Source organism: Streptosporangium sp. NPDC004631, from assembly GCF_053601935.1.
This window is the reverse complement of record NZ_JBSGCR010000035.1, coordinates 1-19,351: the sequence shown is the minus strand read 5'-3', so window position 1 is coordinate 19,351 and position 19,351 is coordinate 1. Positions and strand designations below refer to the sequence as shown.

General features: G+C 71.2%; 16 protein-coding genes and 1 pseudogene. 12 read left to right on the top strand and 5 right to left on the bottom strand.

Annotated features, from left to right (window positions below; genetic code table 11):
* The first annotated feature begins 381 nt into the window (after nt 1-381).
* The 3 genes and pseudogenes from ACWEF2_RS26925 (at nt 382) to ACWEF2_RS26915 (ending at nt 2,085) form a co-directional block, all read left to right on the top strand.
* Nucleotides 382-651 carry a hypothetical protein gene (locus ACWEF2_RS26925; RefSeq protein WP_453819124.1) on the top strand — a complete coding sequence of 90 codons (270 nt, stop codon included), beginning with the start codon at nt 382-384 and terminating at the stop codon, nt 649-651.
* A gap of 295 nt (nt 652-946) precedes the next feature.
* Nucleotides 947-1,353 (top strand): annotated as a pseudogene (locus ACWEF2_RS26920) (IS30 family transposase); the annotation flags it as partial.
* Nucleotides 1,354-1,407: 54 nt separating this feature from the next.
* Nucleotides 1,408-2,085, top strand: a complete 678-nt coding sequence (locus ACWEF2_RS26915; protein ID WP_453819123.1) for a class I SAM-dependent methyltransferase — start codon at nt 1,408-1,410, stop codon at nt 2,083-2,085.
* A gap of 466 nt (nt 2,086-2,551) precedes the next feature.
* Here ACWEF2_RS26915 and ACWEF2_RS26910 read toward each other — a convergent pair whose 3' ends face one another.
* The 3 genes from ACWEF2_RS26910 to ACWEF2_RS26900 form a co-directional block, all read right to left on the bottom strand.
* Nucleotides 2,552-3,196 carry a hypothetical protein gene (locus ACWEF2_RS26910; RefSeq protein ID WP_453819122.1) on the bottom strand — a complete coding sequence of 215 codons (645 nt, stop codon included), beginning with the start codon at nt 3,194-3,196 and terminating at the stop codon, nt 2,552-2,554.
* 271 nt (nt 3,197-3,467) lie between these two features.
* A complete protein-coding gene (locus ACWEF2_RS26905) occupies nt 3,468-4,265 on the bottom strand; it encodes an IclR family transcriptional regulator (protein WP_453819121.1) in 798 nt (265 codons plus the stop codon).
* Between the two features lie 180 nt (nt 4,266-4,445).
* Nucleotides 4,446-5,621 (bottom strand): PucR family transcriptional regulator, encoded by a 1,176-nt coding sequence (locus ACWEF2_RS26900; RefSeq protein ID WP_453819195.1) that lies wholly within the window; start codon nt 5,619-5,621, stop codon nt 4,446-4,448.
* Between the two features lie 108 nt (nt 5,622-5,729).
* On the opposite strand from ACWEF2_RS26900, the gene ACWEF2_RS26895 reads away from it, so the two are divergent.
* The 7 genes from ACWEF2_RS26895 (at nt 5,730) to ACWEF2_RS26865 (ending at nt 14,862) form a co-directional block, all read left to right on the top strand.
* Complete coding sequence (locus tag ACWEF2_RS26895) at nt 5,730-7,064, top strand: purine-cytosine permease family protein (RefSeq protein WP_453819120.1); 1,335 nt, start codon at nt 5,730-5,732, stop codon at nt 7,062-7,064.
* Nucleotides 7,064-8,083 carry an LLM class flavin-dependent oxidoreductase gene (locus tag ACWEF2_RS26890; RefSeq protein WP_453819119.1) on the top strand — a complete coding sequence of 340 codons (1,020 nt, stop codon included), beginning with the start codon at nt 7,064-7,066 and terminating at the stop codon, nt 8,081-8,083. The genes ACWEF2_RS26895 and ACWEF2_RS26890 overlap by 1 nt, the downstream gene beginning before the upstream one ends.
* Nucleotides 8,080-9,267, top strand: coding sequence for a M24 family metallopeptidase (locus tag ACWEF2_RS26885; protein WP_453819118.1), 1,188 nt, complete (start codon nt 8,080-8,082; stop codon nt 9,265-9,267). The genes ACWEF2_RS26890 and ACWEF2_RS26885 overlap by 4 nt, the downstream gene beginning before the upstream one ends.
* Nucleotides 9,264-10,520, top strand: a complete 1,257-nt coding sequence (locus ACWEF2_RS26880) for a threonine synthase (protein ID WP_453819117.1) — start codon at nt 9,264-9,266, stop codon at nt 10,518-10,520. The genes ACWEF2_RS26885 and ACWEF2_RS26880 overlap by 4 nt, the downstream gene beginning before the upstream one ends.
* A complete protein-coding gene (locus ACWEF2_RS26875; RefSeq protein WP_453819116.1) occupies nt 10,517-11,470 on the top strand; it encodes an LLM class flavin-dependent oxidoreductase in 954 nt (317 codons plus the stop codon). Before ACWEF2_RS26880 ends, ACWEF2_RS26875 begins: the two co-directional genes overlap by 4 nt.
* Before the next feature lie 36 nt (nt 11,471-11,506).
* A complete protein-coding gene (gene recQ / locus ACWEF2_RS26870; protein ID WP_453819115.1) occupies nt 11,507-13,531 on the top strand; it encodes a DNA helicase RecQ in 2,025 nt (674 codons plus the stop codon).
* 86 nt (nt 13,532-13,617) lie between these two features.
* Nucleotides 13,618-14,862 carry a hypothetical protein gene (locus ACWEF2_RS26865; protein WP_355599963.1) on the top strand — a complete coding sequence of 415 codons (1,245 nt, stop codon included), beginning with the start codon at nt 13,618-13,620 and terminating at the stop codon, nt 14,860-14,862.
* Between the two features lie 156 nt (nt 14,863-15,018).
* Here the strand turns inward: ACWEF2_RS26865 and ACWEF2_RS26860 are convergent, their stop codons facing one another.
* Both ACWEF2_RS26860 and ACWEF2_RS26855 read right to left on the bottom strand, forming a co-directional pair.
* On the bottom strand, nt 15,019-15,876 hold the full coding sequence (locus tag ACWEF2_RS26860; protein ID WP_453819114.1) for an NAD(+)/NADH kinase: 858 nt from the start codon (nt 15,874-15,876) through the stop codon (nt 15,019-15,021).
* A gap of 64 nt (nt 15,877-15,940) precedes the next feature.
* On the bottom strand, nt 15,941-16,384 hold the full coding sequence (locus ACWEF2_RS26855; protein ID WP_453819113.1) for a hypothetical protein: 444 nt from the start codon (nt 16,382-16,384) through the stop codon (nt 15,941-15,943).
* A gap of 317 nt (nt 16,385-16,701) precedes the next feature.
* On the opposite strand from ACWEF2_RS26855, the gene ACWEF2_RS26850 reads away from it, so the two are divergent.
* Together ACWEF2_RS26850 and ACWEF2_RS26845 are read left to right on the top strand one after the other, a co-directional pair.
* Nucleotides 16,702-18,084: a hemolysin family protein gene (locus tag ACWEF2_RS26850; RefSeq protein WP_453819112.1), complete on the top strand. Its 1,383-nt coding sequence runs from the start codon at nt 16,702-16,704 to the stop codon at nt 18,082-18,084.
* The gene (locus ACWEF2_RS26845) at nt 18,081-19,115 is read left to right on the top strand and encodes a CNNM domain-containing protein (protein WP_453819111.1); all 1,035 of its coding nucleotides are present in this window, start codon (nt 18,081-18,083) and stop codon (nt 19,113-19,115) included. Before ACWEF2_RS26850 ends, ACWEF2_RS26845 begins: the two co-directional genes overlap by 4 nt.
* Nucleotides 19,116-19,351 lie beyond the last annotated feature (236 nt).

Below are 19,351 nucleotides of genomic sequence, written 5' to 3'. Positions count from 1 at the left end.
GTCCGGAGCGAAGAAGGTGTTTGTTTATCGTCTTCTCCTTGAAGCGGACGCGGAGGGGGTCTGCTCGCTGGAGTCGCAGGTCACATGGGTGTGGACAGCTGCGGTTCAGGGTGGGGGTGCTCTCATCACGAGGGTTCTTCTTCGAAGAATCGATGAACATGATTTACCGTTTATGCAGATTATGGGGAAACTTCGATTTTCCTGCGTCTCGCAGCTGTATGACCGGCGTGACGCGCTTGGGCCGGCCGTCGAGGAACGTGTCTGCTCAGGCGACCCCTCCCTGACAGTGCGACGCCTCGTTCTCCCCCGGAGGGCGAGGCGCTTTCGGTTAGGCCGAAATCCCTCGTAGGATCGCCCGGAACTGCATCACCCGGGGGGACCATGGCCGACCACACCTTTCCTGACGATCTGCTCGCCGCCCAGCGCGCCTACTGGGAGGCGGATGCCCGCGTGCGCGAGGTGGTGGACACGTTGCCGTCGTCGCAGGAGGTGCTGGAAGGGGCCATGACCGATGAGCAGCGGCAACTGCTGGCCGAGGTGCGGGAGCAGAGGCTTCTCGCCCTGGAGGCTCTGAACAACAACCCGTGGTGGGGAGGCGTGGACGACCGGTATGCCGCGTGGGCGCGGCTACAGGAGGCGGCCAGAGCCTGAGGAACGCCCGGCTCGGTCCTTTCCGGCTTCCGTTCTAGCGATCGTCTATACATCGCTGACCGGGTGCGGGAGAAGGTGTCGATCCGGGAGATCTCACGCGAGCTGGGCCGTGCGCCCTCGACCATCAGCCGGGAGATTCGCCGTAACCGGCATCCCACTAACGGCCAGTGCCGACCGCACGCGGCTCAGGCTCGTGCCGACGCGCGCCGGCCGCGCCCCAAGCCCAGCAAGATCGGGCAGAACCCGGAGTTACGGGCCTACATTCAGCAGCACCTGCATCGGCAAGAACCAGTTGTCCGCCATCGGGACACTGGTCGAGCGCACCACCCGCTACGTCATGCTCGTCCGCCTGCCACACGACCACAGCGCGGTCAGCATGCGCGATGCCCCGCTGGACAGCATCGTGACGCTCCCGACCCATCTCAGACGCTCCCTCACCTGGGATCAGGGCAGCGAGATGGGCTGCCACCACGAGTTTTCCATCGCCGCCGACATGCCCGTTTACTTCTGCAACCCGGCCGGCCCGTGGCAGCGCGGCTCCAACGACAACACCAACGGCCTGCTCAAGGGCACAGACCTGTTGGTCCACACCCGCGAGGTCCTCGACGCCGTCGCCGCTGAACTGAACGCCGGGCCACGGACGACGCTCGGCTGGGGACCCCGGCGGAACGCCTCGCGGAGCCCTTGGCCGCCTGCGCCTGACCTCGGGGAGGCGGTGCTGCGGTAATCCCGTCTGCGATGGGAACGTGACAGCAGATGAGAATCGCGGTGTCGAAGCGCACCGTGCGCAGGCTTGCCGCGGTTTGCGGCGCTCGTGCGATTATCTCAAGCATGCCTATCGATCTGCGTAGCCGCTGGAATCACAACACGCATTACCATCACCTGGCTCTGCAGGCCGTGGCACCCGGGGCGAAGACGGCTCTGGACGTGGGCACAGGCGATGGTCTGCTGGCGGCCGATCTACGCGAGTTGGTGCCGCAGGTGACTGCCATCGATCTGGATCCTGCCGTCCTCGACCGGGCTCGCGCGACAAGGGCGGACGTGGACTGGGTCGTGGGCGACGTGATGAGTAATCCGTTGCCTGAAGGGCACTTCGACGTTGTCACGTCCATTGCGACCGTGCATCACCTGCCTGACTTGAGCGCCGGACTCACAAGGCTGGCCTCGCTCACAGCGCCAGGTGGAGCGCTCGTCGTGATCGGTTGCGCCAATAGCGGACATCCGCGCGACTACCTGATGGACGCCGTCGGCGTCGCCCAAAACCAGGTGTTCTCGCGCACACGCGGCTACTGGCATCACACGGCGCCCGTGAAGATGACCTTTCCCCACACTTACGCCCAGGTGAAGCAGATCGCCTCCGCTGTCCTGCCGGGGATGCGCTGGCGTCGGCTTCCACTTTTTCGCTACGCCGTTGTCTGGCGCAAGCCCACCTAAAGTGCCGACGCTCGGCGTCGACGAATGCGCACGTCTGGGTGAACGTCGCCGACGTTCTCCCCGGCCGGGACGCCGATTGGGAGGCATAGCGGGCATCCTTCCCAGGGAGGACCGGCCGCCCTCGGAAGGATGCCCACCGGTGATCGCCCAGCTAGGCTGACTGCCGCCAGCAAATGATCACCTGTGTCGCGACGACCCCTGGAATTCGCCCGGGACCGAGCGGGGCTTCGGTGTCCCCGGCGCCTTCTCCGGTAGGGGTGCCGTCGTCTGTTCGTCCGGCTCCGCGGCCCGCGGTGGACGTCCCCTCCGGCGTCACGGCCATGGAGGGCCGTGACGCCGTGCCGTCTTCCTCGGCTCACGGAGTCGCCTGGTGGATCATGCCGATGATTCCGTCCTTTCGGTCTCCAACGTCATCGGAGTCATCGATCCCACCTCGTAGATCACGCTGTGATCTGCCCACCGGCGGCTACCGGCGGTTCATGGACCACTTGCCGTCGGCCTGGACGACGATCAGGCGGGTGCCGCTGGGCAGCGAGGTCTTACCGTTGTAGCCGCCGATCTCGTTGAACAGCACATCGGGGAACCCGGCCCCGGTGAAGCCGTACACGATGAAGTTCGACTCGCCGGTGTAGCGGGCCCGAACCGTACGGAAACCCCGTGAGGGCGGGTTGAGGCGTAGAACGGCGTCTCCCTTTCCGCGCGCTGTGGCGCCCTTCCAGAGCGGCGCGGAGGACAGCGGGCGGAACCGCAGCGTCCAGGGGCCGTCCGCGGTGATTTTCAGCCCGGCCAGGGTGTCACCCGGGGTGGAGTTGTAGAGCACCGTGCCGGAGTAGGTGCCGATGGCGTTGAAGAGGACCTGCTTTTCCTTCCCTTGCCTGTCCAGGCCGTAGACGATGAAGTTCGACTCCCCGTCGTAGGTGGCCACCACGATGCCCCTGGTCTTCGTCGCCTTGACGCGGAGGACATCGTCACCTTCTCCCCGGAATGTGGTGTCCCGCAGGGTGGAGGTGAGGACCGTCGCGGCCGCTGGCGTGGCATTGATCGGCAAGGCGAGGAGCACGGCTGAGGCCAGAACCGTGAACGCGGTGAGCGCGCGGAGGGGCAGGTACACGAAGTCGTCTCCGGGGTAGGGCGATGCGGACGAGGGAGAGGACGTTCCGCGGGATTTATGGGAGTACCTCCCTATCGGGAAAGTTGGAGCCCCACCTTTTCCGCAGGACAGGCCGGATATATCGCTGTCGGTGTGGCCGGGGTCCGGCCCTGCGGGATGAGTCCGGTTCCGTGGAACCCGGTGCCGTGCTTGGGCGGTGTGCCGTCACAGCCGTCACAGTCCGCCCGCCCGGCCGACGTCGGCCGGGACAGGGGACTGGGGCGGGGGCAGGTCAGGTTGCGGTCAGGGTGGGGGCGGACTGCCGGATCATCGCGGTTGAGACGCGTTCGGCCGCCTGGGCGACCAGCGGGCCGTAGGCCGCCCGGGTGGCCTCGTCGAACCGGGTGATCGGCCCGCAGACCGACACCGAGCCGAACACCGTCCCGTCCTGGCGCAGCACGGCCGCGGCGACGCCGCCGGCGGCGGGTTGCCGCTCACCGGCGCTCTCGGCGTAGCCGAGCCGGCGGATCCGCGCGATCTCCACCAGCAGGGCGTCCGGATTGACCAGGGTGCGGGCGGTCAGCGACTCCAGCGGGCGCAGCCGCAGGAACGCGTCCACGTCCCGGTCGGGCAGGGCGGCCAAGATGGCCTTGGACGACGATCCCGCGTGCAGCGGGTACGGCCGGCCGACGCTGACGGTCATTCTCACCTCGCGCGGGCCCTCCACCTGGTCGAGATAGAGCCGGGCCCAGCCCTGCCGCATGGACAGCGTCGCGGTCTCCCCGGTCGCCTCGACCAGGTCCCGCAGGAACGGGTGGACCGCCGCCCGCAGGTCGAGGTTGACGAAGGCGTTGAGCCCGACACTGAGCGCGCCGACGCCCAGCGAGTAGCGTTTGGTCCCCTCGTCGAACTGGAGGAAACCGTCGTTGCTCAGCGTCTTGAGGATCCGGTGCGCCACGGCCTTGGGCATGCCGAGATGCCGGGAGAGCGCGGAGACCCCGATGCCCGACGGGTTCGCGTCGGCTACGGCGTAGATGATCTGCAAAGCCCGGGCGAGACCCGACGCGGACACCGGATCAGCGGCTTCCATGACCCTGTTCCCCTCTCTTCGCCGGATGCCATCGGCACTTTAACCTCTGCCGTTCCCGCTCGCTGAAAATCGATCAATGAACTGCCGCCGTATCGGCGCGCGGCGGTCGTCCCCCGGCGCTCTCCAGCCCGAGAGGAGGGGCCGCTGGGGCGTGCCGGAAGGTCGGAAGGTCCGCCGGGATCAGTCCCGGCCGAGCTCGTCGGCCCTCAGCGCGAGGAGGACGTCGGGGCGGAGCAGCTGGGAGGTATTCTCCAGCTCCAGGAGCTGGAGGATGCGGCGCAGCCGGTAGCTCACGGTGTTCTCATGGATCGACAGGTGCTGCGCGGTCAGCCGTACCGAGAGCCCGCGGGACAGGTAGGCCCGCAACGTCTCGATCAGCGCGGGGCTGGACCGCAGCGGCGTCAGCACCGTGTCGATCAGGCGGCGGGCGTCGAGGGGGTTGTCGATGAGGAGCACCTCGGGAATGACGCGCTTGAAGTGCACGACCGCGCGGTCGGCCCCCATCCGCAGCCCGGCCTCCAGTGCGCCCAGCGCCTCGCGGCACGAGCCGCCCGCCTCCCCGAACCTCGGCCGAGGCTCGCCCAGGCCCACGACCAGCCCGCCGGGCAGGCCGGGCCGGCGGGCGGCGCGGGCCAGCGCCTCGTCCACCCCCGGGATGTCGGCGAGCACGAGCAGCATGGTGGAGCCCTTGCTCCCGGCGAGGATCCTGCTGCGCAGCCTGGGACGCAACGAGTCGAGGACCGTCTTCTGGGCTTTCGCCAGCACCAGCGGATCGGTCTCGCCGGTCATGCCGATGGCGGCGGCGCGGTGCGGGACCTGAGCCGGCACGCCGACGAGCCTGGCCCGTTCCTCGACGTCGACGGGGTCGAGCGGCTCCCCGCCGGCCAGCCGGGAGACCAGGTCGGTGGCGATCTGGTCGAGGTGGGCGGCGGCCTCGCTACGGGTCTGGCGGTAGGCGTCGGTCGAGGCGTCGATCATGGTGTCGGTCACCACGGCCAGCCGTTGCACGAGTTCGCCGAGGTCCTGTCCCCGCAGTGCGGGCCCCGTCGTGATCAGCCGTTCCAGCAGCGCCCGCTCGGCGACGTGCCACGAGGCGACCAGGCTCTCGATCGGCACGCCCTGGATGGCCCGCCGCTGGCCGAGCGCCGCCGCGGGCAGCAGCTCGGCGTCGGTGAGCCGCCGCCGGTCGGCGACCGCGGAGAGCATGGCGATGAGGTTGGGGGCCACCACGCCCGAGAGGTCGTCGACCTCCATCCTGGCCTGGTCGTATCCGGGCAGGCGCTCCCAGACGGTGGTCACCAGGCCGGCCGCGATCTCCTCGACCTGGGTGAGCAGAGCGCGGGCCTTTTGTGTCATGTCCACAAAAGCGATCTTCTCATCTTCCGGCAATGCCACGTAGTTGGGGTCGATGCCCTCATGGACTATGGACTATCACAGGGCGCAGTCCGGTCCAAGGAGGACGCTATGAGTACAAAAGTGGAGTCGGGCGCGGAATCCCTCGCCGCTGACCTCGACGACCACGCGCTGGAACCCGTCCCTCTGAACCGGCGCAAGTCCCTCACCCAGATGATCATTGTTCAGATCGGCTGGAACATCAGCGTCAGCAGTTTCCTGGTGGGCGGCGTCGTGGGCGGCGGCACCACGTTCGGCGAGGGCATGGCCGCGATCCTCGTCGGAAACCTGGTCCTGGTCGCCGTGGCCGCGCTGATCGGGACGGTCGGCTACCGGACCGGCCTGTCCAGCTATCTCGCCGCCAGAGTCGTCTTCGGCCGTCAGGGCGCGGTGGTGGTCTCGCTCCTGCTCGGCGTGGTGGCGATGGGGTTCATCGGGGTGCTGATGGACACCTGGAGCGGGGCGGTGCACAAGCTGATCCCGGCGATCCCGCCGTGGGCGTTCATCCTGGCCTTCGGCGCCGCCATCACCACGACGGCGATCTTCGGGTTCAAGGGGATGGCCAGGTTCTCCGCGATCGCCGTCCCGATCGAGATCGCGATCGCGCTCCTCGCGCTCTTCAAGATCGCCGGGGGTGAGGGCGGGTTCGCCGAGGTGGTCTCCCAGCAGCCCGCGGTGCCCATCGGTTTCGCCACCGCGGTCGGCGCCGTCATCTCCACCTGGATCACCGGTGCCGCGCTCGTCGGGGACGTGACCCGCTTCGCGATCCGCGGACGCGACGTGATCATCGCCTGCTTCGCCGGGTTCGTCGTGGGCGCCGGCGTCTTCGAGACGATCGCCACCGTGTCGGCCATGTCCGTGGGCAACAGCAACTTCGTGCTGGTCATGCAGGGGCTCGGCCTGCTGGCCCCGGCCGCGGTGATGCTGGTGCTCGCCCTGTGGAACACCGCCGACAACAACCTCTACTCGGCCTCACTGGCCTTCACCAACGCCTCCAACACCCTCAATCTGCGCATCGGCAAGGCCGTCTGGACCCTGGTCGCGATCACCATCGCGGTGCTGGTCGCCTTCGCCGGTCTGGCCGCCCAGTTCCTGGTCTTCCTGCAGATCGTCGCCCTCATCGCGCCGCCGTTCGCCGGCGTGGTCATCGCCCACTTCTGGATCCTGACACGTCACCAGATGAGCGGCCGGCTGCTGGAGTCGGCGCCGTCGGTGCGGCCCGAGGCCATGGTGGCCTGGGTGCTGGCGGCCGTGCTGTCCAAGTACACCGACGTCCTGCTCACGGACGCGATCGAGGGACTGCTCTACGGACTTGTCTGCTACTCCGTGCTCGGCTGGGCGGTGGCCGCGCTCAAGCGCCGCACCCCGGTCGGCATCGCCGCCGAAACCCAGGAAGGAGACGCGTGATGAGGTTCGGTCTCGGAGTGCCCACGGGGACGGAGGGGCTGATGTACCCCGTTCCCTACGCCGACATCGACGAGGCGGTCGAGCTCGCCGTCCAGGCCGAGAGCCTGGGGTTCGACTCGATCTGGGGCAACGACCACGTCACCACCCAGGGGTACGTCCGCGAGGAGTTCGACACCCCGCCCCGCTACTACGACCCGTTCGCCTACCTGAGCTACGTCGCCGCCCTCACCAGCCGGATCCGGCTGGCCACGGCCATCATGGTGCTGCCGTTCCGCAACCCGGTCGTCGCGGCCAAGCAGGCCGCCACCCTCGACCGGCTGTCCGGCGGCCGGGCCGTGCTCGGCGTGGGCATCGGCGCCTACCGCGAGGAGTTCGAGGCGATGAACCCCGGGCGCCGCATCAACAGGGGTGAGCACGCGGCCGAGGCCATCCAGGCGCTCAACGCCCTGTTCACCGAGCGCCGGACGTCCTTCAGGGGCCGCTGGGTCGAGTTCGAGGACGTGGAGTCCTATCCCAAGCCGGTTCAGCCCGTGCTGCCGATCCTGTCCGGCGGCAACGCGCCGGGGTCCCGGACCCGGGCGGCGCTCTACGCCGGGGGATGGCTGCCCGCCTGCCTCACCCCCGGGGAGGTGGCCGAGGGCGTCGGCGACATCAGGACGCAGGCGGCGGCGGCCGGCCGCGAGCTGCCGGAGGGCTTCGAGGTCGCCCTGCAGGTGGCGGTCTGTGTCGCGCCCACCCACGAGGAGGCGTGGCGCAGGTTCCGCTCCTCCCAGCTCTACAACCACCTGGTCTCGCTCTCCGGTACGACGCTGAAGGACCAGGGAGTGGCCGACCTGGCCGGCCGCAACCTCATCGGCACCCCCGACAGCGTCGCCGAGCAGGTGGCCGCCTACCGGGAGGCCGGGGTCGACACCCTGGCGGGCCTGCTGTTCGCGGCCAACACGGTGGAGGAGACGCTCGCCGACATGCACGAGTTCAGCGAGACCATCATCACCAAGCAGGGAGGAGAACAACGGTGACCGGCATTCCCCCCGCACCGGCGGTCGACCTGACGGGGCTGACGGCCGAGCGGGCCGGGCGGCTGCGCAAGGCCCTGTCCGAGGCCCCGTTCGACGCCGTCGTCCTGACCACGCCCGAGAGCATCCTGTACGCCACGGGCTACCGGAGCGTCGCGGGAGCCCTGTTCCGCGCCCACAGGATGGCGGCCGTGGTGACCACCGACGACTGCTGGCTGGTCTGCCCGGCCGCCGACACCGCCCCCGCGGTGGACGGCGGCCTGCCCGAGGACCGGGTGGTGCCGTTCGGCCGGTTCTACTTCGAGTCCTCCCGGCCCACGCCGCTCACCGGCGTCGCCGACCGCCACCCTGACGTGTACGCGGCGCTCAGAACCGCGATCGAGGCGGCCGGGGCGGGGCTCCGCTACGGCGTCGAGGGGCTCGCGGGCGATCCGGCGCTCGGCGCCGCTGTCGGCGACGGGGCCGAGGCCGACGCCACCGGCTGGGCGATCCGGGTGCGCGGCCTGAAGCTCCCCGGCGAGGTGGAACTGCTGCGCTACGCGGCGCGGCTCGCCGAGGCCGGGGTGCGGGCCGCCCTGGAGATCGCCGAGGAGGGGGTGACCGAGCAGGCGCTCGCCGAGGCCATCGCCACCACGATGGTCGCCGGGGGAGGGGAGCCGCGCTTCGTGGTGGCGACCACCGGTCCGCGTTCGGCCCTGTCCGACGCCCATCCCACCGACCGCCGCTGGCAGCGGGGGGAGCTGGCCCGCTTCGACGTGGGCTGCCTGTACGCCGGCTACTGGTCGGACATCGGGCGCACCGCCGTGCTCGGCGAGCCCGACACGCGCCAGGCCGGTCACTACGCGGCGATCCTCGCGGGCCTGGACGAGCAGATCGCCGTCACCCGCCCCGGCGTGGCCGTCTCGGAGGTCTTCGACGTCGCGGTGCGGACGGTGGAGCGGGAGGGCGTCAGCCCCTACCGGCGCCACCACTGCGGTCACGGCATCGGGCTGGCCGTGTACGAGCCGCCGATCGTCTCCCCGGGGGTGGCGGTCGAGCTGGAACCCGGCATGACGTTCTGCTTCGAGACGCCGTACTACAACATCGGATGGGGCGGCATGATGGTGGAGGACACGCTCGTGGTGACCGGCGACGGCGTCGACCTGTTCACCCGGTCGCCCCGCGAGCTGTCGGTGGTGGCGATATGACCACCGCCTCCCGCTACCTCGGGCGGCTGGCCTGCCTGCGGTGCTCGGCGGCCTACCCCGACCCCTCGCTGGAGCTGGTCGGGCGCGGCTGCCCGGCCTGCGAGAAGGACGGCGCGCCCGCCAACGTGCTCCCCTCCTACGACCTCGCCCCGGCCGGCCGGCTGCCCGCGGACCCGGCCCAGCCGGGGTTGTTCCGCCACCGATCGCTGCTGCCGCTGCGCGACACCACTCCCGCGGTGAGCCTGGGCGAGGGCGGCACGCCGCTGGTGGCGCTCCCGCGCACCGCCGAACGCCTCGGGCTCCGCGAGGTCCTGGTCAAGGACGAGACCCGCAACCCCACCTGGTCCTACAAGGACAGACTGGCCGCCGTGGCGGTGACCAAGGCCGTGGAACTGGGCGTCGAGGCGGTGGTCGTCGCCAGCACCGGCAACCACGGGGCCGCGGTCGCCGCCTACGCCGCCCGCGCCGGCCTGCCCTGCGTGATCCTGACCGTGGCGTCGGTGCCGTCCACCATGAAGACCCTCATGCAGGTGTACGGCGCGCGGGTCGTCGCCCTGGAGCACCCGCGGGATCGCTGGCGCCTGATGCGGCAACTCGTCGAGGAGCGGGGCTGGCTGGCCATGTCGGGGCACGCCGACCCCCCGGTGGGGTCCATCCCCTACGGCGTCGACGGCTACAAGACGATCGCCTACGAGATCGTCGCGGACCTCGGGCGGGTGCCGGACCACGTGGTCGTCCCGGTGGCCTACGCCGACGGGCTGGCCGGGATCTGGCGCGGCTTCGCCGACCTCGTGGCGCTCGGCCTGGCCGACCGGACCCCGGTCCTGGTGGCGGCCGAGCCGTTCGGCCCGCACGGCGCCGCGCTGGCCGCGGGCACCGACACCGCGGGCCCTGTGGCCGTCGCCCCCTCTGTCGCGTTCTCCATCGCCTCGCCGTACGGGACCTTCCAGGGGCTGACCGCGCTGCGCGCGACCGGCGGCAGGGCCGTACCCGTCCCCGAGGACGCGCGCGTCCTCGACGCGCAGGGCAGGCTCGGTCGGGAGGCCGGCCTGTATCTGGAGGCGTCCTCGGCCATCGGGCTGGTCGCGGTCGAGGAGCTGGCGGGGGCGGGCGCGCTGCCCGCCGACGCCACGGTGGTCCTCGTCGGGACCTCCACCGGGCTGAAGGACGTCGGGGCCACCGCGGCCACCCTGCCGCCGGTGGCCGTCGTGGAGCCCACACTCGCCGCCCTCGACCGGGAGCTGGGCGGATGAGGCTCGGATTCTCCATCTCGGGCCACCGCGACGCCGCCTCAGCCGTCGCGGTGGCCAGGCTGGCCGAGGACGTCGGGTTCGACACCGTGTGGATCACCGAGGACTACTGCGAGCGCGGCGCGTTCGCGCTGGCCGGCGCGATCGCCGCGGTCACCGAGCGGATCCGGGTCGGCATCGGGGTGGTCAATCCCTGGACCCGCCATCCGGCGCTGATCGCCATGGAGCTGGCCTCCCTGGAGGAGATCGGCGGCGGGCGTGCGATTCTCGGCCTCGGCGCCAGCAACTCCCGCTGGATGACCGACCGGCTCGGCATCCCGTTCGACCGGCCGATCGGCCGCCTGGCCGAGGCGGTCGAGGTCATCAGGGCGATGATGACCGGCGAACACGTCGAGCACCGGGGCGAGCATTTCCGGGTGTCCGCGGGACTGGCCTTTCCCCCGCCGCGCCGTACCCCGCCGATCGTGCTGGGGGTCAAGGGGCCGAGGGCGCTCGCCCTGGCCGCCGAGTGCGCCGACGGCCTGCTGCTCTCCATCCTCTCCTCGGCGCCCTATGTGGCCTCGGTCCGTGAGCGCGTCGGGCCGGGGATGGAGCTGGCCGCCTACGTCGGACTCTCGGTGGACCGGGACGCGGGCGCGGCCAGGGGCCGGCTCCGGCCCATGGTGGCCACCTATCTCGGGGTGCACGGCGACCACGAGATCACCCGGACGGCGGGTCTCGACCCGGAGCTCTGCGCCGCGTTCCGCGAGGGATGGCTCGCCGACGCCCCGCGCACCGACCTGGTCGACGACGCCCTTCTCGAACTGTTCACCGCGGCCGGCACGGTGGCCGACGCGGCGGCCTCGCTCGGCCGCCTCGCCGCCGCCGGACTCGACGTGGCGGTGATCCGCGACGACCCGGACACCGACCCCGAAGTCCTGGTGCGCACGGCCGTGTCCGCTCTTGGCGGCTGACCGGCGCGGGCGGCGGGATCCTCGTACAATGACGCGATGTCCTCCTCCCAGAACGGTTCCGGCGACAGCGTTCCCGACGGCGACGGTCCCGGCGGTGGCGGTGGCGGTGGTGACGGCCCCGGCGGCCCCGGCGGCGCGGTTCCGGGGGGCACGGCTCCCGGGGACGCCCCCTCCGGCGGCGCCCCCGAGGCGGACGGAGCGCTGCGCGTGCTGCGCCGCGTCTTCGGCTACGCCTCGTTCCGGGAGGGGCAGCGGGAGATCATCGACCATGTCGTCGGCGGTGGCGACGCGCTCGTGCTCATGCCCACCGGCGGCGGCAAGTCGCTGTGCTACCAGATCCCCGCGCTGGTGCGCGCCGGAGTCGGCGTCGTCGTCTCACCGCTGATCGCACTCATGCAGGACCAGGTCGACGCCCTGACGGCCCTCGGCGTGCGGGCCGGGTTCCTCAACTCCACGCAGGACCTCGACGAGCGCCGGCGGGTCGAGTCGGCCTTCCTCGCGGGCGAGCTGGACCTGCTCTACCTGGCGCCGGAACGGCTGCGGGTCGACTCGACGCTCAGGCTGCTCGACCGCGGCGCGATCGCGCTGTTCGCCATCGACGAGGCGCACTGCGTGGCCCAGTGGGGGCACGACTTCCGCCCCGACTACCTGGCACTGTCCGCGCTGCACGAGCGCTGGCCCGATGTGCCGCGCATCGCGCTGACCGCGACCGCCACCCCCGCCACCCACACCGAGATCGCCTCCCGGCTGAACCTGGAGCGTGCCCGCCACTTCGTGGCGAACTTCGACCGCCCGAACATCCAGTACCGCATCGAACCCAAGAACGAGCCGAAGCGGCAGCTGCTGAGGCTCATCCGCACCGAGCACCCGGGGGACGCGGGCATCGTCTACTGCCTGTCGCGGGCCTCCGTCGAGAAGACCGCCGAGTTCCTGGTGGAGAACGGGATCCAGGCGCTGCCGTACCACGCGGGACTCGACGCGCGCACCCGCGCGGGAAACCAGGGGCGATTCCTGCGCGAGGACGGCGTCGTGATGGTCGCCACCATCGCGTTCGGCATGGGCATCGACAAACCCGACGTCCGATTCGTCGCCCACCTCGACCTGCCCAAGTCCGTCGAGGGCTACTACCAGGAGACCGGCAGGGCCGGGCGCGACGGCCTGCCCTCCACCGCCTGGCTGGCCTACGGTCTCCAGGACGTGGTGCAGCAGCGCAAGATGATCGACACCTCCGAGGGCGACGAGACCCACCGCCGGAGGCTGGGCACCCATCTCGAAGCCATGCTGGCCCTCTGCGAGACGGTCGACTGCCGCCGCCTGCGGCTGCTCGACTACTTCGGCCAGTCCGGCACCGCCTGCGGAAACTGCGACACGTGCCTGTCGCCGCCGCAGTCGTGGGACGGCACGGTCGCCGCCCAGAAGGTGCTGTCCACCGTGTTCAGGCTGCTGCGTGAGCGGCGACAGAAGTTCGGCGCGGGCCAGATCGTCGACATCCTGCTGGGCAGGAGGACACCCAAGGTCGTCCAGCACGGCCACGACTCCCTCACCGTGTTCGGCATCGGCACCGAACTGGGCGACGCCGAGTGGCGCGCCGTGGTACGGCAACTGCTGGCCCAGGGACTGCTGTCGGTGGAGGGCGACTACGGCACCCTGCTGCTGACCGAGGCGAGCGCCGAGGTGCTGGGCGGCAGACGGCGGGTTCCGCTCCGGCGCGAGCCCGAACGGCAGGCACGCGCGGCCAAGGCCCCCCGAACCGCCAAGGCCGGTCGCGCCGCGGTCACCGAGCTGTCCGATGAGGCCACCGGGGTGTTCGAGCGGCTGCGCGCCTGGCGGGCGGCCACCGCGAAGGAGCAGGGGGTGCCCGCGTACGTTGTCTTCCACGACGCGACCCTGCGCGAGATCGCGACCGAGTTCCCGTCGTCCCTGGCCGAGCTGGCCGGAGTGAGCGGTGTCGGCGAGAACAAGCTGGCGAAATACGGACAGGAGATCCTGGACACCCTCGCAGACGGGCGGCCGGACGCCGAGGCCGGATCGGACACGAGTTCAATTGAGTCACACTTGTGAGCAACCGTTTCACCAACAAGGCTCCGACATTCTGGAATGATCGCGTTCATATCCTGTCGGACATCGAGAATGACGGACAGTGACTGATGCCCCTGATCGATCAAATCACCGCCTTCGCGTCGGACCGGCCGGTCGTAACGGTCATCATCTGCGTGGTCGGTCTGGTCCTCCTGGGCCTGGCCTACCTCGCCTTCCGCGCCGTGTACCGTGCCACGAACCAGTTCTTCCACCGCTACGTCGCCCCGCGCCCCGCTGAGGACATCCTCACCGTCGTCGCCGCCAGCATCGCCACGGGCGTGTCCGCCCAGGGCATGTGGCGTTTCTCCGGCGACGTGCTGGGCTTCGACGGCCCGCTGAGACTGCTGCTCTTCGCGTTCATCGAGGTCGCGGTGATCACCAGCGCGGTGCGGGCCCGCCGGAACATGAGGGAGAACTACTCCGCGGGCATCGACGGTATCGCGGTGTGGACGCTCACCGGCCTTTCCGCGGTGCTGTCCAGCATGGACGCCCGCAGCCTCGCCGAAGCCGTCTTCCGGCTCGCGGCCCCGCTGGTCGCCGCCTGGCTCTGGGAGCGCGGGATGGCGATCGAGCGGCACCGCATCACCGGGCGGCACCGCATCAACTGGCGCCTCACCCCCGAGCGCATGCTGGTCCGTGTCGGCCTCGCCGAGGTCAGCGACCGCACCGCGAGCGAGGTGGACGCCCACCGGCGGCTGACCCGCGTCGCGCTGGCCGCCAAGCGTGCCCGCGCGCTGCGCGAGGCCGGGGCGTCCGACCGGAAGATGCGGGTGGCCCTCACCAAACTGGACCGGGCGATGGACCGGGCGGTCGAGCACACCGGCCTCGCGGTGGACACCAACCGCCAGGAGGCGCTGCTCTCCCAGATCGGAGCGCTCTACAACACCTCGGCCCTGATCGACCTGAGCCCGCCGGTGCCCTGGGCCCCCGAGCCCGAGGAGCCGCACGTCTCGCCGGCGCTGCCCCCGGCCGCGCTGGACGACGACGATGACGAGGACGTGGTCGAGATGGTGGACCCCACCCCGCCCGTGGTGGACACCGCGCAGCGCGCGGCTCTGATGCGCGCCGCCCGGGAGTACTGGGACAAGCAGATCGAGCGGAAGTTCGTCCCCCGGGCGTCCGACATCGCCCATGAGATCGGCATCTCGCTGATCACCGCCCGGGAGTACCGCGCGCTCTGGAAGCTGGAGCCCCGGGCGCACGCCCTGATCGAGGCCGCGTACAACGAGCACGGCATCATCGACACCGGCACCTTCCCCGCGATAGAGACGCAGGAGAAGGTCCTGACGGTCAACGGCGCCTCCCACGGCTGAACCGCGCTCCCCGCGCCCCCACGCTTCCCGCGCTCCCCGTCCCCGCCGACGGCGGCCCGGCGCGCCGACACCGGCGCCCGGGGCCGGGAGCGGTGGGGGCGCCGGACGAGGACTACGACGGTGATGGCGGGGCGACGGGGGTGACGGGGGCGGGGTCTAGTCGACCTCTGCGCTGCCGTTGACGCGGAGCTTGCGGCGGGCGCGGTCGTAGAAGGTCCTGCCGCCGAGCCGTACGACCCAGGCGGCGGCGCGGAGCGCGGTGACGGTGAGCCGTTCCCCGGGCGACAGGTGGCCGGCCACCGTGCCGTCCACCTCGACGGCCAGCAGGCCGCTCGTCGGGAGCAGCTCCAGGGTGACCTCCTCGTCCGCCGAGAGCACCATGGCCCGGTTGAACGCCGAGTGGGCGGCCGCGGGTACGACGAGGAAGCCCTCCACGGTCGGGGACACGATGGGGCCGCCGGCGGAGAAGCTGTAAGCCGTCGACCCGGTGGGGGTCGAGACGATGACGGCGTCGGCCGCGTAGCGGACGAAGGGGTGGCCCTGGACGGAGACCGCCACCGCCGACAGCCCGTCGCCCGGGATGCGCACCAGGGCGATGTCGTTGAACGCGGTCACCGTCCCCACGCCGGGCAGGGGCGCCCGCACCGCCATGCGGGGCTCGACGGTGTAGTGGTTGCCGTCGATGGCCGACAGCGTGGGGGGCAGGTCGCCGGCGTCGATCTCGGCCAGGAACCCCAGCTTGCCGAGGTTCACGCCGAGAACGGGGGTGGGCCGTCCGGTGATGAGCCGCATGGTGCGCAGCATGGTCCCGTCGCCCCCCAGGCTGACGAGCAGGTCGGCCCGTTCCACCAGGGTGTCGGCGTCGACCGCCACCGCGCTGCAGTCGATGCGCCCGACCTCGTCGGGCAGGCCGAGCACGGTGACCTCCCGATCACGCGCCCACTCCACGATCGTGTCGATGGCCGTCTTCGAATCGCGCTGCGGGTGCAGCACCAGTCCAACCGTTCTGACCATGCCCATCCCGACACTGTACGGCGGGCCGTCCCAGGGTCCGATCCTGGCCGCTCCGCGCCGTCGCTCAGGACTGGCGCTCCCGTTTCATCCGCGCCTCGTGGAGATGGCGGCGCCCCCCTGCCAGCTCGTCCCTGATCCGCTGTTCCAGGCCGGTGAAGAAACGGTAGTAGCCGTCGTCGTAGTCCTCGACGACCTGGAAGGTCCACCGGTCGGTCAGCACGTTACGGCCGATGAGCTCCTTGGCCACGGTGTCGGCCAGCCGGTGGTGACCGGCGGCGCGCAGCAGTTCCACGACCCGGTCGAGCTGTAGGTCGGCGTGTCCGGTGAGCTGATGGAAGGAGTAGAGGTGGCCCCGGGCCCGTTCGGTGGTCTCCAGGGCCTCGGAGAGCCGGCCCAGCGCCTCGACGGTGGTGTCGTCGATGTCCGCGGGGCCTGCTGGTTCAGCGGGGCCTGCGGGCTCCGAGGGGTCGGCGGGCTCGGGCCTGCCCGGTCGTCCGTCGTGAGTCACCTGGCCTCCTCGTGACAGGCCCGCCCGGCGCGGCGGGGCGCCCTCGGCGACGGCGGTCCCGCCGGCCCTGCCCCGGCTCGGCCGTCACCGCCTCCACGGTGGTTGAACCGCGGGAATCGGTCTGTACCCGCGTGGGGGAGAGCGAATCGCGGTGATCGCCTCCGCCGCACGCCGTTCCACGGTCCGGTGGAGAGGGCTCGGGACGACGGGGAAGGAAAGAAGGAGGGGGAAGAGGAGAGAAGGGGAGAGAAGAGGAGAAGGGGGAGAGCCGTGTCATCGGACTGCGGCGCGGGCGGCGCGCGGGACGGGAGCCCGCGGTGAGCATCGCCCTCGCGCTCCTGGCCGTGCTGGTCCTGACACTGGGCACCGGATACTTCGTCGCCCAGGAGTTCGCCTTCGTCAGCGCCGACCGGCTGACCCTGTCACAGCAGGCCGTGGCGGGCGACCGGCGGGCCGGCCGCGCGGTGAAGGTGATGGAACGCCTCTCGTTCATGCTCTCCGGCGCCCAGCTCGGCATCACCGTCACCACGCTGGTCGTCGGTTTCATCGCCAAACCCGCGCTGGCGGGGGTGGTCGCCCCGCCGCTCGCGGCCGTGGGGCTGGCCGGGGGCACGCTGGACGCGGTCTCGCTGCTCCTGGGATTCCTCATCGCCACCGTTCTCCAGATGATCCTGGGCGAGCTGGTGCCCAAGAACCTGGCGCTGGCCAGATCCGAGCCGCTGGCCAGAGCGCTGGCCTCCTCCACGCTGATCTACATGACGGTCGCCGGGCCGCTCATCCGGCTGTTCGACTCTGCGGCCAACCGGCTGGTGCGCATGGTCGGCATCGAGCCCGTCGAGGAACTGCGCCACGGTGCCACGCTGGAGGAGCTCGGGCACATCATCGGCGAGTCCGAGGCGCACGGCCACCTCGCCGAGAACCAGGCGGACCTGCTGGAACGGGCGCTGGCCTTCTCCGACCACACCGCGGAGGAGGTCATGGTCCCCCGGGTGGACGTGGTCACCGTCAACGGCTCCGCCCGGGTGCCGGAGCTGGACGAGCTGATCGCCGAATACGGCCACACCCAGTACCCGGTCCTGGGCGACCGCCTGGACGACGTGATCGGGATCGCCGGCCTGCGCGAGCTCACCGGGATCCCGGTGGACAGGGCGGCACTGACCTCGGTGGCGGACATCGCGCGTGAGGCGCTGGTGGTGCCCTTCTCGGTGTCGCTGCCCGACCTGGTGACCCAGATGCGTGACCGTCACGAGGAGGTCGCCTGCGTTGTCGACGAGCACGGAGGTCTGGCGGGACTGGTCACCTGGGAGGACGTCGCGGAGGAGCTCGTCGGGGAGATCGCCGACGAGAACGACCTCGACACGCCCCTGGCCGTACGGCGTGGCGACGCCTGGGAGGTCGACGCCGGGCTGCGCATCGACGAACTCGCCCTGGAGACCGGAATCCCGCTCCCGGAGGACGACGACTACGACACCGTCGGCGGCCTGGTCCTGCAACGGCTGGGCCGCTTCGCGGTACCCGGTGACGTCGTCACCGTCGAACCGGTTCCCTCCGTGGACGAGCGGGCGCCCAGCCACGTCGAGATCGAGGTCCTCAGCATCGACCGGCACGTTCCCGAGCGGGTTCTGCTCCGCCCCGTCCGCCGCGTTGAGAACGGGGACGGGACCGGGCGGGCAGGCGGGGCAGGGGAGGGGACCTCGTGAACCCGCTCATCGGCCTGATGCTCACCCTGCTGCTGCTCGTGGGCAACGGCTTCTTCGTGGCCGCCGAGTTCGCCCTGGTCGCAGCCGGGCGCCACCGGCTGGAGAGGGCGGCGGCCCACGGCAACCGTGCCGCGGCGGCCGCCGTCGCGGGGATCAGGGAGTTGCCGCTGACCCTCGCCGGAGCGCAGCTGGGCATCACGCTCTGCTCACTGGGGCTGGGCGTGGTGTCCGAGCCGCTGATCGCCGGTGGCCTGGGCCCCGTTCTCCAGGGCCTCGGCCTGTCCGGCGTCGCCGCGCACGCCGTCGCCTTCGTCATCGCACTGGGCATCGTGACGTTCCTGCACATGGTGATCGGCGAAATGGCGCCCAAGTCGTGGGCCATCACCCACCCGGAGCGGTCGGCGACGCTGCTCGCCCTGCCGTTCCGCGGGTTCACGGTGGTGGCCCGCCCGGTGCTGGCCGCGCTCAACGGCGTCGGCAACCTGCTGCTGCGTGCGGTCGGCGTGCGTCCCACCGGGGAGACGGCCACCCCGCGCGACCCCGAGCAGCTCCGGCATCTGGTGGAGGAGTCCCGGCGGCTGGGCCTCATCGAGACCGAGGATCACGCCGTGCTCACCCGGGCGCTGAACGCCCCGAACATCTCGATCGCTCCGCTGATCACCCCCTGGGAGGCCGTCGCCGGCGTTCCCGCCGACGCCTCGGCCCGGAAGATGGTCGCCGTCTCGGCCAGGACGGGTCGCACCCGCCTCGTGGTGTGGCGGGGAGAGCGCCCGGTAGGCGTCGTCCACGTCCGTGACGCCTACCTCGCCCGCGCCCGTGGTGCGCGGGTCACCGCCGGTGACCTGCTCTACCGGCTGCCCGAGCTTCCGGCCGACATCTCGATCTCCGACGCGGTCGCCGACCTGCGGGCCGCTCACAGTCAGCTGGCCGCGGTCCGCGCCCCGGATGGCGCCCTGGTGGGGCTGGTCAGCCTCGACGACCTGCTGACCACACTGCTGGCTCCGGATCAGGGAGCCCCGGGGCTCTGGTAGGGGTTGGTCACCCCCGGGCGCGGGCCGGACGCGCCTTCCCGCCCCGCACGACGGAGCCCTCCCCGCCGTCGGGCGGGGAGGGCTCGGGGTGTCGATCGGTCCTCTGTCGAGACGATCAGTACCGGCTGGGGACTAGTACTGGCTGGAGACGGTCAGGCCGCTGAAGGCCGTCGCGGCGTGGGCGCTGATGTAGTGGTAGCCGGCGACCGGGCTGGTGATGGTCAGGGTCTCGGCGT

Excerpts from the sequence above, each read along its gene's own strand:
- ACWEF2_RS26875 (WP_453819116.1), top strand. The coding sequence starts at position 10,517 with ATGAGGCTCGGATTCTCCATCTCGGGCCACCGCGACGCCGCCTCAGCC.
- ACWEF2_RS26890 (WP_453819119.1), top strand. The coding sequence starts at position 7,064 with ATGAGGTTCGGTCTCGGAGTGCCCACGGGGACGGAGGGGCTGATGTAC.
- ACWEF2_RS26905 (WP_453819121.1), bottom strand. The coding sequence starts at position 4,265 with ATGGAAGCCGCTGATCCGGTGTCCGCGTCGGGTCTCGCCCGGGCTTTG.
- ACWEF2_RS26925 (WP_453819124.1), top strand. The coding sequence starts at position 382 with ATGGCCGACCACACCTTTCCTGACGATCTGCTCGCCGCCCAGCGCGCC.
- ACWEF2_RS26915 (WP_453819123.1), top strand. The coding sequence starts at position 1,408 with ATGAGAATCGCGGTGTCGAAGCGCACCGTGCGCAGGCTTGCCGCGGTT.
- ACWEF2_RS26865 (WP_355599963.1), top strand. The coding sequence starts at position 13,618 with ATGCCCCTGATCGATCAAATCACCGCCTTCGCGTCGGACCGGCCGGTC.
- ACWEF2_RS26880 (WP_453819117.1), top strand. The coding sequence starts at position 9,264 with ATGACCACCGCCTCCCGCTACCTCGGGCGGCTGGCCTGCCTGCGGTGC.
- ACWEF2_RS26860 (WP_453819114.1), bottom strand. The coding sequence starts at position 15,876 with ATGGTCAGAACGGTTGGACTGGTGCTGCACCCGCAGCGCGATTCGAAG.
- recQ (WP_453819115.1), top strand. The coding sequence starts at position 11,507 with ATGTCCTCCTCCCAGAACGGTTCCGGCGACAGCGTTCCCGACGGCGAC.
- ACWEF2_RS26895 (WP_453819120.1), top strand. The coding sequence starts at position 5,730 with ATGAGTACAAAAGTGGAGTCGGGCGCGGAATCCCTCGCCGCTGACCTC.
- ACWEF2_RS26900 (WP_453819195.1), bottom strand. The coding sequence starts at position 5,621 with ATGACACAAAAGGCCCGCGCTCTGCTCACCCAGGTCGAGGAGATCGCG.